Genomic DNA, 15,734 nt, shown 5'->3' on the forward strand with positions numbered 1-15,734 from the left:
GTGGGCAGTTACATTACGAACTTGTTCCCAGGCTCCGCCTGGGAACACACTGCCTTGGAGGCTCTGCCTCTCTTTCACGAGTTCTTTGAGTTCGAAGAAGCGCAGGCAGAGCCTGCTGTACAGCCGGTTACCAGGCAGAGCCTGGTAACCAGTAACGAACTTGTTCCCAGGCTCCGCCTGGGAACACATTGCCTTGGAGGCTCTGCCTCTCTTCAGCGAGTTCGTTGGATTCGAAGAAGCGCAGGCAGAGCCTGCTGTACAACCGGTTACCAGGCAGAGCCTGGTAACCAGGTAGCGGATCGCTCGCAGACAATATGGCAACCATCGCAAACGCCCCGCATCAAAAAACGCCAAGTGTTGTAGTCGTCATAACACACAAAATCATTATTCGGGTTACCGACGGCATGCAGTGAGTGTGCAACTTACAACTTACGTAGTAGTACTTCCTTGCCCAACCGTTAACCACATACTAAGTTTCCCCGTCGATTTTACCGATGTTGCCGCACACCTTGCACCCATTCAACGTCGTCTAAAGCACATTTCGACATGACTATTCGCTACTGAGTGAAATGGCAGTGACGCTGTTGCTCATCTGCGTTTAGTCGACAGCCGCTTGATTTGTGATTCGCGCAGGATGTCTGCGAGCAAGTCTTGTGGTGATACAGGTCAATTAAGTAGTCAGGGCTATCGTGATGAGTTTTGATGATGCCGAGTTGCTCAAGGAATTCGTAGTCGAATCTCAAGAGCACCTATCTGATGTTGAAAATCAACTGCTAACGCTTGAATTTCAAGGCGACGACATGGACGTTGCTTTAGTCAATACGGTTTTTCGCGCAGTGCATTCGATCAAGGGTGCTGCTGGTTTTCTCGGTTTAGAAGTGCTTCAATCGTTGGCGCACCGTGAAGAAGAAGTGCTGAATAAGCTTCGTAATAAAGAGCTTAAGCCGACTTCCGAAGTCGTTAACACACTGTTAAAAGCGACCGATCGTCTCAAAAGTCTGTTAGATGAAATCGATTCGTCCAACGACGAAGACGTTAGCGATCATGTTCAAGCCCTTGAGCGGATTCTGAATGGTGAGCCTGTTGGAACGATTCCAGCCGCAGGTCTGCCATTAACGGAACCGGTTGATTCAACGTCTGGCGGATTGTCTCCCGATGCGAAAAGAGAATTCCTTGTTGAATGTTATGACAACCTGGAGCAGCTTGAACGCGACTTAATGGTTCTCGAGAAGTCTGACTCTTCTGAGAATATTATGAATAGCGTCTTTCGCAACATTCACACGATCAAAGGTACAAGCGGTTTTCTAGGCTTCGTCAAGCTCGAAAACCTAACACATTCCGCTGAGAATTTGCTCGGCAGCGTGAGAGCCGGTCAAATCGCACTCGACGAACAGATTAGCGGATCGCTGTTCGAAATGATCGATATGGTGCGGAACATCCTGAGCGAGATAGAGTCGAGCGGCCAAGAGGGGAGCGTCGAGCATGACGTTCTAGTTAATAAGCTGTCTGCACTTTTAGACGCTCGAACTGCAGAGCAGGCAGGCGACAAGAAGAAAACTTCACGCCGCAAGTCAAACGCAAAACCAGCGAAGTCATCGCCGCGTGCCAAGAGTAGCAAGACTTCCGCTGCTCCACCCGAAGACACGGTAGCTCAAGATTCCGCTTCAATCGAAGATGCATCGCCCGTAGCCGCGGTTGTCGAATCGTCTCAAATTCCTCTACCTCGCATGGAGATTGCGCCAGCGGTTCAATCGAGCGAAGTATTGGAGCAGAAAAGCTTAAGTGCGGAACGTGCACCGAATTCTGACAATGCTTCGAATAAGTCAAGCAGTGGCGAGTCAAGCGCTGCAGATAGCACTATTCGCGTTGACGTATCGCTCTTGGACAAGTTAATGACTTGTGTTGGCGAACTCGTTCTAGCTCGCAACCAAATCCTGCAGTACACCAACGGTCAAGCTGATAGCGAACTTCAAGCAACCAGTCAACGATTGAATTTGATCACGACTGAACTGCAAGAAGGGGTCATGAAGACTCGAATGCAACCAATTGGTAACGTCTGGGGCAAATTCCCGAGATTGGTACGAGACCTTGCGGTCATTTGCGACAAACAAGTTCGCATCGAGATGGAAGGCAAAGAAACCGAACTCGATAAAACCATTATTGAAGCGATCAAAGATCCGTTGACGCACTTGGTTCGCAACACTGTGGATCACGGTATCGAAAAAGCTGATGTGCGCGTCAAGAACGGCAAGCCTGCTGAAGGTTGCTTGACCTTGCGAGCCTATCATGAAGGCGGACAAGTCAATATCGAGATTTGCGATGACGGTGCGGGGCTAAACTTAGAACGTATCCGCGCCAAGGCAGTCGAGCGTGGTCTTATTTCGCAGGACCAAGTTACGAAGTTGAGCGATCGTGATGTCGGGAATTTGATCTTTTTGCCAGGTTTTTCCACGGCAGAGAAGGTGTCCAATGTCTCCGGTCGAGGCGTTGGTATGGATGTTGTAAAAACAAACATCGAAAAAATTGGCGGGACAGTTGATCTTCAGACCAAGCCAGGCTTTGGAACGACCATCAAGATCAAGATTCCGTTAACCTTGGCAATTATTCCAGCCTTGATCGTGACCAATGACGGCAATCGTTATGCGATACCTCAGGTCAATCTTCTTGAACTGGTTCGCTTGGATGGCGAGCAAGCGACTGCGAATATCGAGTGGATCCAAGGAGCTCCAGTTTACCGTTTACGCGGACGACTGCTACCGCTGGTTTATCTTCGCAAAGAACTTCAAATCGAAGTATCGCAAGACCCAAGCCTGCTCGACTCGTTAAATATCGTTGTCCTGAGAGCTGACGATCGCCAGTTTGGACTGGTCGTTGACCGGATCAATGACACTGAAGAAATCGTAGTGAAGCCGCTAAGTAAGCAGCTCAAGGGCGTACCTGTGTACTCCGGTACAACCATCATGGGCGACGGCAAAGTTGCGTTGATCTTGGATGTTCTTGGATTGGCGCATCGTGCTCACGTGATATCGCAGAATCGCGATCGAGCGCTTACTGACACAACGGATCGCACACAAACGCGAATCAGCAACAGTCAGACGTTGCTCGTGTTGGGAATTGGTGATTCGCATCGTTACGCCATTCCACTTTCCCAAGTCACGAGGCTGGAGAAGATTGAAAAGTCGATTATCGAGACGGCCGACCAACAAGAGGTCGTGCAGTACCGTGGCGAAATATTGCCGCTTATTCGCCTCGCAAATTCGATGGGTGTGTATGGATCGACTGAGAATGCTGACGATCACCTGCTAGAGGTTGTCGTATACACCGAAAACAACCGCAGTGTTGGTTTGGTTGTTGACCGCATCGTTGACATCGTCGAAACGGCGATTGAGGCCACTCAGCCAACCCAACGAGCCGGCCTGCTGGGCGCCGCAGTGATCCAAAATCACGTCACCGGACTGTTAGATCTACCGAACGTTATTCGTCAATCGCTGCCACAAGTTTTTGAATAAACGCACACCACCCACAAAGAACCCCGCCATGCAAAAAAATACAGCAACCAGACAACTCTGCACCTTCTACCTCGACAATCACCTGTTCGGCGTAGACGCTCAGAGCGTCCAAGAAGTCATCCGCTACCAGGAGATGACTCGAGTTCCCCTAACGCCAAAATGCGTTAGTGGATTGATCAATCTTCGCGGTCAAATCGTCACGGCGATCGACATGCGCAAGCGAATGGGCTTGCCCGACCTTGCGTCAGGCAAGCTTCCGATGAATGTCGTTGTAAGGAGCGACGAAGGTGCCGTCAGCTTGCTGGTGGACCAGATTGGTGATGTTATCGAAGTCACGCAAAGCGACTTTGAAACACCGCCAGAAACGCTTCAGGGAGCGGCGCGCGAACTAGTCGAAGGAGCGTACAAGCTGGAAAATGAGCTACTCTTGGTACTGAACACATCCCAGGCCGTCAACATTACTGCTGCCGCCTAACACCTATTTAAACTCAACCGATCACCCTTTTTCTTTCCGCTACGAGGACAACTATGTCAAAATTTCGCGATCTTTCAATGAAAGGCAAACTGACGTTACTAGCAGGCGTGTTTGCTTGCGGTTTACTGCTGTTTGGACTAATCGCATTTACGACTTTGAATCAAGTCAAAATTGATGGTCCGCACTACAACAAAATCGCTGCCGATAAAGACTTGATGGCCGATATTCTGCCGCCACCAGCTTTCATCATTGAGTCTTATTTGGTTGCGAGGGAAATGAAGGACGCAACTAGCGCCGAGCAAATCGATCAACTTGAAGAGCGTTTTCAACGACTCAAGAGCGAATACGACACGCGACTTGACGTTTGGGCTAACTCCATTCAAGACAATGTGCTTCGCGACGAGCTATTGGTTAACTCACAGAAGTCAGCGCGTAAGTTTTTCGAAGTAGTCGAAGAAAAGTATCTACCAGCAGTTCGCGCTTCTAACATTGAACTCGTGGACCGCTTGTTGTCGAAAGACCTTTCGTCGAGTTTTGAATCGCATTTTGACGCGATCGGAAAAGTCGTCGATCGAAACAAAGTGATTGAAAAAGAAGATCAAGAATTGGCATCTTCGACTGTCCGGGCACGATCGATTACGCTTTTCACTGTCGGCTTTCTTGTGCTTGCTTCCATCGGTGTATTTTCTGCGTGGCTACGACGCGGGATTGCAGCGCAAGAGGTTACCAACGCGGACTACAGAGGCCAGTTGAATGCTATTGGTCGCTCCCAGGCCGTGATTGAATTTGACTTGGATGGGAAGATCTTGACAGCCAACGAAAATTTCCTCAGTGTCGTTGGATACACGCTGGACGAAATCAAAGGCAATCACCACAGCATGTTTGCATCCAAAGAGTATCGCGAAAGTCAAGACTATCGCGGGTTTTGGGCAGGATTGCGTGAAGGACGATTCTTCTCCGGTGAATTCCAACGTTTTGGCAAGAACAACAAAGAAGTCTGGATTCAAGCTTCGTACAACCCAATTTTAGGTCCAGATGGCAAGCCGTTCAAAGTTGTCAAGTACGCGAGCGATATTACTGAAGCAAAACTGTTAGCGTCAGATCACGCTGGTCAAATCGCTGCAGTAAATCGTTCTCAAGCAGTCATTGAGTTCTCTTTAGATGGAACCATCTTGAATGCGAACGAAAACTTCCTGAGCACCGTTGGCTATTCATTAGCAGATATCAAAGGTCGTCATCACAGCATGTTTGTCGATGATGCCTACCGTACCAGTGCCGAATACCGCGAATTTTGGCCAAACTTGGCTCGTGGAAACTTTAACGCTGGAGAGTACCTACGTTTTGGAAAGAACGGTAAGAAGATCTGGATTCAAGCTTCGTACAACCCAATCTTGGGTCCAGATGGCAAGCCATTCAAGGTTGTCAAATACGCATCGGACATCACCCTTCAAAAATCAAACGCTATTCATTTGCAAGAGAGCGTCAATCAAATTCTTGAAGTAGTTAGCGCCGCAGCCAGTGGCGACTTGACGCAAGACATCACCGTTAGTGGTGACGATTCAATCGGTCAAATGGGTGCTGGCCTTGGAAGATTCTTTGCGAACCTTCGCCGCAGCGTAGAATCGATTGCTGAAAACGCAACTGCCTTGGCTGGTGCATCCGAAGAACTATCCGCAGTGAGCACTCAGATGAGCTCCAATGCAGAAGAAACTTCGTCGCAAGCAAATGTTGTGTCCGCAGCGTCCGAGCAAGTGAGCCAAAACGTTTCGACCGTCGCAACAGGCGTGGAAGAAATGAATGCGGCGATCCGCGAAATTGCGAAGAATGCTTCGGAAGCAGCTCGCGTATCGCAACAAGCGGTTTCGGTTGCCAACAACACCAATATGACCGTTGCTAAACTGGGCGAGAGCTCGGCTGAAATCGGCAAAGTTGTGAAGGTCATCACTTCGATTGCTGAGCAAACCAACCTATTAGCACTGAACGCTACCATCGAAGCGGCTCGTGCCGGCGAAGCTGGTAAAGGTTTCGCTGTGGTTGCTAACGAAGTTAAAGAGCTTGCCAAAGAAACCGCCAAGGCAACTGAAGATATCAGCATGAAGATCGAAACGATCCAAACTGATACTCAAGGTGCTGTCGAAGCGATCCGTCAAATCAGCGACGTTATCAATCAGATCAACGATATCTCCAACACCATCGCCAGTGCTGTTGAAGAACAGACTGCGACGGCCAATGAGATGGGTCGTAACGTTGGTGAAGCGTCGAAGGGATCAAGCGAGATTGCCGAGAACATCACCGCTGTTGCAACTGCTGCTCAAAGCACTACACAGGGAGCTGGAAACACTCAGCAAGCTGCTAGCGAACTGAGCCGCATGGCTGCCGAATTGCAACAATTGGTAGGACAGTTCAAGTACCAACGCGATGAAGTTGACACTCGCACCAATCGCGCAATGCGAAGTGCCGCTTCGATCAGTCCTGTATCAGGTTCAAACAATTTCGCTAGCGGATTCCAATCCGTCTAGTTAAGCAGCAAAGTTGACATTGTCCCGCCGCGTGATCCTACGCGGCGGGACTTGTTCGACTTGCCTTCTCTTACCGATCATGCATCGGTGACAGAAGCCAAGCCGACGTAAAATTTCATTACCTAACAATAACGTGGGCTCAACCTTTGAGCCAGTACAGATAATTTCACAAGAGCAAGGGATAGGCCATGCGAGTTCTAGTAATTGACGACTCTCGAGCTATTCGCCGGATCATCGGCGACATCATGAAGCAGCTCGGCTTCGAAGTTTCCGAAGCAGGGAATGGCCTTGAAGGCTTGAAAGCGTTGGAGGAGCTAGGTGCTCCCGATATCGTTTTGGTCGACTGGAACATGCCTGAGATGAATGGACTCGAATTCATCAAAGCGGTTCGAGCCAATCCCGAGTACAAAAATCTACCGATGATGATGGTCACCACCGAAACCGAAATGGAACGGATGGCAATGGCCTTTATCGCTGGTGTCAATGAATACGTGATGAAGCCCTTCGACAAAGCCGCAATCATGGATAAGCTCCAAATCTTAGGTGTTGGAGTTTAGAATGATCAAGAAAATTCGAGTCCTGATCGTCGATGACTCTACAGTCATCCGGCGACTGCTAACGGATGCGCTGTCATCAGACCCTGCCATCGAAGTTGCAGGAACAGCAGCCAACGGAAAGATCGCGCTGGCGAAAATTCCGCAACTTAACCCCGACGTAATAACGTTGGATATGGAAATGCCCGAGATGGACGGCATTACCACGCTGGTAGAACTGCGAAAGCTGTATCCAAAATTACCAGTGATTATGTTCAGCACCCTAACACAACGTGGTGCCGAGGCTACGCTAGACGCTTTGTCCAAGGGAGCCAACGACTATGTCACAAAACCGGCGAACGTCGGGAGTGTTACAGCTGCAATACAAACGGTAAAAGCCGAGCTTTGTCCGAAAATCAAAGTCTTTTGTCCCTGGGCAACGACCGTCGCTCCCACTGCTTTGCCACCTAGACCGGTGGTCGCGAGAAGCGGAGTCGCCCCGAAGCTCGATTTTACAAATGTACGCAAGCAACGCATCGACGCGGTTGCGATCGGAGTATCGACCGGCGGCCCCAACGCACTTCAAGCTGTCATCCCCAATCTGCCAGCTTCACTTCCGGTGCCTGTTTTTATCGTGCAGCACATGCCGCCGATTTTCACGAAACACTTAGCCGAACGCTTGAACCAACTTTCTCCCCTTAAGGTTTGCGAAGCGAAAGCAGGAGAGCATGTCGCGGCGGGCGGAGTATGGCTGGCACCAGGCGACTACCACATGACTCTGCGACGCGAAGGAACTCAAGTGCGCACGGCATTGGACCAAGGTACCCCCGAAAATTCGTGCCGTCCCGCAGTGGACGTGCTGTTCCGATCTGTCGCATCCGTCTACGGTGGCAATGTCCTGGCCGTGGTGCTTACCGGAATGGGTCAAGACGGAGCTCGCGGTTGCCGCGATATTCGCTCGATTGGTGGAAGAACGATTGCTCAAGACGAAGCAACCTCAGTCGTTTGGGGAATGCCTAGTGCTGTTGTGAATGCAGGTGAAGCTGACAAGGTTTTACCTCTCAACCGTATCGCTGAAGAAATTACACGTGAATGTACTGTAGGCCGCGTCCCCTCCGCTGTCCCTAGCTTTGGAGCCCGATAAGATGACCGCAACGATTAATGCTGGGTCCTTTCAATATATATGCAATTTGGTGCGATCCAAATCCGCAATTGTCCTTGAGCCTGCCAAAATGTATTTGGTCGAATCAAGGTTGAATCCCGTCGCACGTGACAACGGATTTGAATCATTAGATGCGCTCGTGGTTGCTCTACAACGACCAGGCTCGCAAAAGCTGACTCAAACCGTTATCGAAGCAATGACGACGAACGAGACGAGTTTCTTCCGAGACTTGCATCCGTTCGATGCTCTTCGGCAAGAAATATTGCCTGACCTGATGGTCAAGCATGCAACGGATCGCACAATCAATATCTGGTCAAACGCTTGTTCTAGCGGACAAGAAGTTTATACGATTGCGATGATTATCCGTGAGCACTTCCCCAACCTATCGGGGTGGAAAGTTCGCTTGATGGCGACCGATCTGTCGACTCAAATTCTGGATAAAGCTCGTGAAGGTGTCTTTAACCAAACCGAAGTGAACAGAGGTCTTCCTTTGCCAATGCTACTGAAGAACTTCGAAAAGCATGGTTTGAACTGGAAGATCAAAGACGAACTACGTCGCATGGTTGACTTCCGCGTCGTCAATCTTGTTGAGCCGTTTCCGCATATGCCGCAAATGGACATCGTTTTCTTAAGAAACGTTCTAATCTACTTTGCACCTGAGACCAAACGTGACATTCTAACGAGAGTCCATAAGGTACTTCGTCCTGATGGGTTTCTGTTCCTAGGCGGTGCAGAAACGACGATGAATTTAAACGTCCCTTATCAACGTGTGCAGGTCGGTAAAGCTGTCTGCTACAAGCCCGAATAATTTGCGACGAATATAAGATTGTTTTACTGAACGTTTCATTGAAGAGAGGTTATGACCATGGTTCCAAACGACGAAGAAATTTTGACGATCACTCAATCCGTTCTTAACCAAATGGTGGAATTGGATGCGATCCTTGATGCAAGCGACAAACAAGTTGCTGATGGCCAGCGCATGACAGGTTGTGTGCAAATCAGCGGAGCTTGGCAAGGTGCGGTCTTAATTCAAACTTCGGTGAATTTTGTCCGTGAAGCTGCCGTCAATATGCTGCAGATTAAGCATGACGACGTTACGCCGACAGATCTCCAAGATGTATTGGCTGAGATTACCAACATGATCGGCGGCAACATCAAGAGCCAAGTGCCAGGACCTTCGTACTTGTCGATCCCAAGTGTAACGGCTGGTCAGGATTTTCAATTTCATTTGCGCAGCACGCACGTGATCAGTGAAACTCCGATGGTAAGTGCCGATGAGCCTTTGCACGTATTGATGTGTGAAAGCGACGAAGTTTAGCCCTGAGTTCCGTCGCTGGCTTCTCAATCGCATCGTAGCTACAAGCGCATCGTAGCTGGCTTCGCCTAGAAGCCGGTTGCGTAACAGGGGCCGCACCCATCTTCCCCCGCGTTCTTGGCGAATCCAGCTACGGAAGAGAATGCACGCGCATCATCCGATCGCATCGTAGCTGGCTTCGCCTAGAAGCCGGTTGCGTAACAGGGGCCGCACCCAACTTCCCCCGCGTTCTTGGCGAACGCAGCTACGGAAGAGATTGCAAGCGCATCATCCAAGCGCAACGTAGCTGGCTTCGCCTAGAAGCCGGAGGCGCAATAGAAACCTCACCCAACTTCCCCCGCGTTCTTGGCGAACGCAGCTACGGAAGACGACTTAAGCGAATATGGGCTAGCCGCGCATAAAAGCCAGTTGCGTCAACGCTCTAACGCGCAGCGATTTTTTCAGCGACGCGAGTCATCAGGTACACCAGATCGCAAGCGATCTGAAAACATCGCTCGTCATATCGCAACGCTTCTTCAGAAGTGTCATCGGCAACTTTTGGGTCGACATAATTCAGTGGTACCCGAGTCATCGCGCCGGGAATATGCGGGCAATTTTCGTCGGCATGATCGCAAGTCATAAACGCGATAAAATTCTTGGCCGGCAACTGCGTGTGTCCAAACGCCTTCGAAAACAGTTTCGTAGAAGGGCGGTCAGAGCCCCAATCGATTTCGTAGACTGGATTGGTCGGTGCACCATCGCTTCGGACGTCGAATCCGCAACGCTTTAACGCTGCAATGGTTCGCTCATTGCAAGCGGTTGCTTCCGTGCCACACGAGTGAGACCGGATGTTCGAAAGTCCAACATGCCACGCCGCTACGTCGCTCCACAACTGGCTAAATTGGCTGCGTCGCGAATTGTGGGTGCAGACATACAGCAAGTCAGCTGCACCGTATTCCAAAATCGCAAAATAAATCGGGGCGACAGCATTGTCCAGAATCTCGCGTCGCTTGGAGGCAGGCGGTGCAGCCTCACTTACGCGTTGGAGGTAGGCCTGCAGTTCTTTAAGCATCGGTTGTTGAAGTTTCATATCTAAATTATGGCTTGAAAGCTTGCCTAGTAGCGAGGAATGGACGGATCAATCTGCTGGCTCCAAAGTTCTATGCCGCCAGCCATACTTTGTGCGTTGGGAAAACCGTTCTGTCGGAGCCAATTGGCGACTCGCAATGAACGACCGCCGTGGTGACAGTGGACGACGATGTGCTTGCCTTCAAAGTGCGAGCGAACATTCTCAAAATTTTCCCACTGGCTCATCGGAACCAGGACTGAACCTGGAATTGCAGCCGTTTCGTATTCATTGGGTTCGCGGCAATCGAGCAAAACGTACTGACTATCCACATCTGCGAGCCGATCGCGAGTTTCGGTTGGCGAGATTTCGAGCGGTACAGATGATGAATCAGGCATAAAGAAAGCGACGAAAGTAAGGAGAAACGATGGTTGTTTGATTGCCAGCAGGGATTTTGCAGAAAAACGCCATTCGCCGATGTCGGACATCGCAGCCAAATAATGGTGGCTTTCCGAGTCGACGTACACAACCCCAAAGGCTATAAGGTTGCCGGAAACCCACCATGGGTGCTTGCGAATTGTCGCACGACCCATCCAAAATTACGTTTTGTAGCTAGCGAGCTACGCAAACGGGGCAAGTCGTGCGACTGCGGCTTGCTGAAATGGTAGTTTTTCGCCACAATCGAAACGCACCTGAAGCCGGTTCTGTGAGGATAGACAGCGAGGCTCCCTTTCGGTGCGGATAGATGACCCTCGTTCCACAACCACGAAAGCAAATTCTTACGCATGGCTGACGCAAAAACCTTGGGCGAAGCAGCACCGGAAGTCTTAGCAGCCGCAGGACAAATTGACACACCGATCGATGCAGATCCAGCCGAAACTGCGGAATGGCTCGGCTCTTTGGATTATGTTCTCAAAAGCAAAGGGGCAGAGCGAGCTCAGCAGCTAATTAGCGCTCTGCAAGCACGCGCCCGTCGCGAAGGTGTCGATTTACCGATCGAGACTAATACGCCCTATATCAACTCGATTCCACCTAGCAAGCAGCCGAAATACCCCGGAAACCGCGAACTCGAACGACGTATCAAGAGCATTATTCGCTGGAATGCGATGGCGATGGTCGTTGGCGGCAATAAACGCAGCGATGGGATCGGCGGACATATCAGTTCGTATGCCAGTAGCGCGACCTTGTACGAAGTGGGGTTCAACCACTTTTTCAAAGGCCGCGGCGAAGATGGCTACGCCGGCGATTCGATTTACTTCCAAGGGCATGCTTCGCCCGGTGCGTATTCACGCGCATTTATTGAAGGACGCTTGACGGAAGAAAACCTCACGAATTTCCGTCGCGAACTCGCCCCAGGCGGCGGTTTGTCAAGCTATCCGCATCCCTGGCTGATGCCGCACTTTTGGGAGTATCCGACGGTTTCGATGGGATTGGCCCCGATTATGGCCATCTACCAAGCTCGATTTAACGAGTACTTGAAAGACCGCGGAATCAAGGACACTTCAGGCCAAAAAGTCTGGGCTTTTCTAGGCGACGGCGAATGCGACGAGCCCGAGACGTTGGGCGCGATCACGTTGGCTTCCCGCGAAAAACTGAACAATTTGATCTTCGTTGTAAACTGTAACCTGCAGCGTTTGGACGGTCCGGTTCGCGGCAACGGCAAGATCATCCAAGAACTCGAGGCGATCTTCCGAGGCGCTGGTTGGAACGTTCTCAAAGTTGTCTGGGGCAGCGATTGGGATCCGCTGATCGAAAAAGATGAATCAGGCTTGCTGATCAAACGCATGACCGAAGTCGTCGACGGCCAGTACCAAAAGTATACCGGTATGGACGGAAAGTACATTCGCGAACACTTCTTTGGCAAGTATCCAGAGTTGCTCAAGTTGGTCGAAAACTACAGCGACGAACGGCTTGAGAAGATGAAGCGAGGCGGTCACGATCCGGAAAAGGTCTACGCTGCTTACAAGTTAGCCGTAGAATCGACCGATCGTCCAACCGTAATTCTGGCCAAAACGATCAAGGGCTATGGACTGGGTGAAGCTGGTGAGGGACGCATGGTCGCTCACAACACCAAGAAGATGAACGAAGAGGAATTGCTGGAGTTCCGATCTCGCTTTGGAATTCCAATCAGCGACGAAGAAGTGGTGAAGACGCCATTCTACAAGCCACCCGAGACCAGCAATGAGATCCGCTACGTCAAAGAACGCCGCAATGCACTCGGGGGACCAGTTCCCAGCCGCCCAACGCAACATCCTACCATGGAAGTTCCGACGTTGGCCGACTACAAGCGATTCACTGAGGGATCGGGCGAAGGCAAAGAGATGAGCACGACGATGGGTTTCGTGCGATTGCTGACGCGTTTGTGCAAAGACAAGAAGATTGGCAAATACATTGTGCCGATCGTGCCTGACGAATCGCGAACATTCGGTATGGAAGGCTTGTTTGCGGATATCGGGATCTATGCCCACGCCGGCCAGTTATACGAACCTGTCGATTCCAACATCCTTTCCTACTACAAAGAAGCGAAGGACGGGCAGTTGCTCGAAGAAGGCATCACGGAAGCGGGATCGATGTCCAGCTTCAATGCGGCCGGGACGGCTTATTCATGCCATGGCGTGAACATGATTCCGTTCTTTATCTACTATTCGATGTTCGGTTTTCAGCGCATCGGTGACCTGATTTGGGCCGCTATGGATATGCGAGCCAAAGGTTTCTTGATCGGCGGTACGGCTGGACGGACAACGCTGAACGGCGAAGGCCTGCAGCATCAGGATGGACACAGCATTCTGAACGCGATCGCTTTCCCATATGTGCGTGCTTACGATCCAGCGTTTGCCTACGAGACGACTGTGATTGTGATGGACGGTATGAAGAAGCTGTATCAGGAAGGCGAGACGGCGATCTACTACATTACCGTCGAGAATGAAAACTACGAAATGCCGGGAATGCCCGAGGGCGTCGAAGATGGGATCATCAAAGGCATCTATCGCTTCCGTTCTCGCGAAGTCGAAAATGCGCGAGCTAGAGTGCAGCTGTTCGGCTCGGGAGCAATCTTGCGTTCAGCTTTGGAAGCCCAAGTCATCTTGGCAGAGAAGTACAATATTGCATCCGATGTTTGGAGCGTAACGAGCTACAACCAACTGCGACGCGATGCACAGACATGCGAACGTTGGAATATGCTGCACCCAGAACAACCGCCGAAGCGTAGCTACATCGAGCATGCGTTGGATGGTGTGCAAGGGCCGTTTATTGCTGCAAGCGACTACGTCCGCGCGGTGCCAGAACAGTTGATTCGCTACATTCCAGGCGACTTCTTTGTGCTGGGAACCGACGGCATGGGACGCAGCGAGACTCGCGAAGCTCTCCGCCGTCACTTCGAAGTCGACGCGGTTTCGATTGTCATCGCGACCATGTATCGCTTGGTGGCACAAAATGTCATCGAAGCGACCGAGCTCTCGGCTGTTATCCAAGAGCTAGGTTTCGATCCTGAAAAGATTAACCCGCTGTACGCGTAACTTTCGTGACCAATCGTTCGTGCCAGCATCGGCGGGCCGAACGATTTAAGCTGGACATCAACCGCTTCGACTTCCGGAAGCCGAAGCACCAAGAACTTACTTTTTCATCTCTGTCGCTTGCCGACAATTGCGAACGTTTAGAAAACGAAATATGCCAACCGAAATCAAACTACCTTCTCTTGGCGACGGAATCGACTCCGCGGATGTGCTCGAAGTCTTTGTAAGTGAAGGGGATACCATCACTAAAGATCAAGGGTTGATGGAGCTCGAAACGGACAAGGCGACTGTGACTGTTCCGAGCCCGGCGGCTGGGAAGTTAGTCAAGCTGCAGATCAAGGAAGGGGACACCGTATCGGTTGGCCAAGTGATCGCCGTTTTGGAATCGGGCGCTGCCGCAGAATCGCCAAAACAAGAACCAGCACCAGAGAAGCCGGCTGCGGAGTCTAAGCCGGAACCCAAAGCGGAGCCAGCGCCGGAACCAACAAAAGAACCTGAGCCTGCACCGAAGCCTGCACCCGAACCCGTGGCAGAACAACCGAAGCCTCAGGCACCCAAGCCAGCGCCAACGCAAGCTGCAGCGCCTCAACCCGCTCCGCAAGCTCCCGCGAAAGCACCAGCGACAAGCTCCGCGGTGGATGACTCTTCCGACCTAGGCGACAATTATGCCGCGGGGCCAGCGATTCGCCGATTCGCTCGCGAAGTTGGTGTCGATTTGGCCAAGGTTACTGGTACTGGTGATCATGGCCGAATTACTCGCGACGATGTTCTGGCCGTTGTAAAACGACTGGGACAGCAAAGTTCTTCGCCGTCGTCGCCTTCGATTCAAGAACCATCGACTTCAACCGCAGCGGCTACAGCTACAAAACCGGCCAGCAAGGCTGCTCAAGATTTGCCCGGCACAAAGGCGGATGACGACTACGGTCCAATACGCGTCGAAAAGATGTCGAAGATTCGCAAGACAATTGCCAATCAGATGCATAAGTCGTGGTCGACTGTGCCTCGTGTCGTTAACTTTGACGATGCCGACATTACCGAACTTGAAGCTTTCCGACAGACCAGCAAAGATGACTACGCATCGCGCGGAATCAAGCTGACGACGATGCCGTTCTTGATCAAGGCCGTGGCGACCGCACTGCGACACCACCCGGCGCTCAATGGCATGTTGGATATGGAAAACGAGCAGATCATTTACAAGGATTATGTAAATATTGGTATCGCCGTCGATACGCCGCGCGGACTGGTCGTTCCGAATCTCAAGAACGTCGATCGCATGTCGATCCCAGACGTTGCAGCCGAACTGGGAACCATGGCCGATCGCGTCCGTGACAACGATTTCGCCGTCAAGGACCTACGCGGTGGGACTTTTACAATCAGTAACTTAGGCGCAATCGGTGGCACTTACTCCACGCCGATCGTAAACGTACCGGAAGTAGCCATCTTGCTCGTCGGCCGCAGTCGCAAGCTGCCGGTCGTTATGGAGAACGACAAGATCGAAGCCCGATTGATGATGCCACTGTCGTTGGCGTACGATCATCGCTTGGTTGACGGCGCGACTGCCGCTCGTTTCCTCAATGATGTTATAGCGTACTTGGAAGCGCCAAGCCGACTGCTTCTGGCGATTTGAACGCGTTCGCTTTGACGATTGTTCAACCCAAGTCCGA

The 15,734-nt window shown here is 51.2% G+C and carries 11 protein-coding genes; 9 read left to right on the forward strand and 2 right to left on the reverse strand.

The annotated features are described in order from the left end of the window. Positions 1 to 692 precede the first annotated feature (692 nt). The 7 genes from SH451x_RS07585 to SH451x_RS07615 all read left to right on the forward strand — a co-directional run bounded on the left by SH451x_RS07585 (position 693) and on the right by SH451x_RS07615 (position 9,516). Positions 693 to 3,509 (forward strand): chemotaxis protein CheA, encoded by a 2,817-nt coding sequence (locus tag SH451x_RS07585; RefSeq protein ID WP_479361842.1) that lies wholly within the window; start codon positions 693 to 695, stop codon positions 3,507 to 3,509. A gap of 28 nt (positions 3,510 to 3,537) precedes the next feature. Further along, positions 3,538 to 3,984: a chemotaxis protein CheW gene (locus tag SH451x_RS07590; protein WP_479361843.1), complete on the forward strand. Its 447-nt coding sequence runs from the start codon at positions 3,538 to 3,540 to the stop codon at positions 3,982 to 3,984. Between the two features lie 53 nt (positions 3,985 to 4,037). Continuing rightward, a complete protein-coding gene (locus tag SH451x_RS07595; protein ID WP_479361844.1) occupies positions 4,038 to 6,503 on the forward strand; it encodes a methyl-accepting chemotaxis protein in 2,466 nt (821 codons plus the stop codon). Between the two features lie 188 nt (positions 6,504 to 6,691). Next, on the forward strand, positions 6,692 to 7,060 hold the full coding sequence (locus SH451x_RS07600) for a response regulator (protein WP_479361845.1): 369 nt from the start codon (positions 6,692 to 6,694) through the stop codon (positions 7,058 to 7,060). 1 nt (position 7,061) lies between these two features. Continuing rightward, entirely contained in the window at positions 7,062 to 8,180 is a 1,119-nt protein-coding gene (locus tag SH451x_RS07605) for a protein-glutamate methylesterase/protein-glutamine glutaminase (protein WP_479361846.1), read from the forward strand. A 1-nt stretch (position 8,181) separates the two neighbouring features. After that, complete coding sequence (locus tag SH451x_RS07610; RefSeq protein ID WP_479361847.1) at positions 8,182 to 9,006, forward strand: CheR family methyltransferase; 825 nt, start codon at positions 8,182 to 8,184, stop codon at positions 9,004 to 9,006. Positions 9,007 to 9,063: 57 nt separating this feature from the next. Then, positions 9,064 to 9,516, forward strand: coding sequence for a chemotaxis protein CheX (locus SH451x_RS07615; RefSeq protein ID WP_479361848.1), 453 nt, complete (start codon positions 9,064 to 9,066; stop codon positions 9,514 to 9,516). Between the two features lie 418 nt (positions 9,517 to 9,934). On the opposite strand, the gene SH451x_RS07620 is transcribed toward SH451x_RS07615, so the two are convergent. Together SH451x_RS07620 and SH451x_RS07625 are read right to left on the reverse strand one after the other, a co-directional pair. Then, positions 9,935 to 10,582, reverse strand: coding sequence for a low molecular weight phosphatase family protein (locus SH451x_RS07620; RefSeq protein ID WP_479361849.1), 648 nt, complete (start codon positions 10,580 to 10,582; stop codon positions 9,935 to 9,937). Between the two features lie 26 nt (positions 10,583 to 10,608). Further along, complete coding sequence (locus tag SH451x_RS07625) at positions 10,609 to 11,151, reverse strand: rhodanese-like domain-containing protein (protein ID WP_479361850.1); 543 nt, start codon at positions 11,149 to 11,151, stop codon at positions 10,609 to 10,611. Between the two features lie 192 nt (positions 11,152 to 11,343). On the opposite strand from SH451x_RS07625, the gene aceE reads away from it, so the two are divergent. Beyond that, positions 11,344 to 14,073, forward strand: coding sequence for a pyruvate dehydrogenase (acetyl-transferring), homodimeric type (gene aceE / locus SH451x_RS07630; RefSeq protein ID WP_479361851.1), 2,730 nt, complete (start codon positions 11,344 to 11,346; stop codon positions 14,071 to 14,073). A gap of 151 nt (positions 14,074 to 14,224) precedes the next feature. Continuing rightward, positions 14,225 to 15,697 carry a 2-oxo acid dehydrogenase subunit E2 gene (locus tag SH451x_RS07635; RefSeq protein ID WP_479361852.1) on the forward strand — a complete coding sequence of 491 codons (1,473 nt, stop codon included), beginning with the start codon at positions 14,225 to 14,227 and terminating at the stop codon, positions 15,695 to 15,697. Positions 15,698 to 15,734: the final 37 nt, after the last annotated feature.

The sequence above is a fragment of the Njordella aestuarii genome, from assembly GCF_056494165.1.

Bases quoted from the DNA above. Each gene is read 5' to 3' on its own strand.
- SH451x_RS07585 (WP_479361842.1), top strand. From the start codon at position 693: ATGAGTTTTGATGATGCCGAGTTGCTCAAGGAATTCGTAGTCGAATCT.
- SH451x_RS07590 (WP_479361843.1), top strand. From the start codon at position 3,538: ATGCAAAAAAATACAGCAACCAGACAACTCTGCACCTTCTACCTCGAC.
- SH451x_RS07595 (WP_479361844.1), top strand. From the start codon at position 4,038: ATGTCAAAATTTCGCGATCTTTCAATGAAAGGCAAACTGACGTTACTA.
- SH451x_RS07600 (WP_479361845.1), top strand. From the start codon at position 6,692: ATGCGAGTTCTAGTAATTGACGACTCTCGAGCTATTCGCCGGATCATC.
- SH451x_RS07605 (WP_479361846.1), top strand. From the start codon at position 7,062: ATGATCAAGAAAATTCGAGTCCTGATCGTCGATGACTCTACAGTCATC.
- SH451x_RS07610 (WP_479361847.1), top strand. From the start codon at position 8,182: ATGACCGCAACGATTAATGCTGGGTCCTTTCAATATATATGCAATTTG.
- SH451x_RS07615 (WP_479361848.1), top strand. From the start codon at position 9,064: ATGGTTCCAAACGACGAAGAAATTTTGACGATCACTCAATCCGTTCTT.
- SH451x_RS07620 (WP_479361849.1), bottom strand. From the start codon at position 10,582: ATGAAACTTCAACAACCGATGCTTAAAGAACTGCAGGCCTACCTCCAA.
- SH451x_RS07625 (WP_479361850.1), bottom strand. From the start codon at position 11,151: ATGGGTCGTGCGACAATTCGCAAGCACCCATGGTGGGTTTCCGGCAAC.
- aceE (WP_479361851.1), top strand. From the start codon at position 11,344: ATGGCTGACGCAAAAACCTTGGGCGAAGCAGCACCGGAAGTCTTAGCA.
- SH451x_RS07635 (WP_479361852.1), top strand. From the start codon at position 14,225: ATGCCAACCGAAATCAAACTACCTTCTCTTGGCGACGGAATCGACTCC.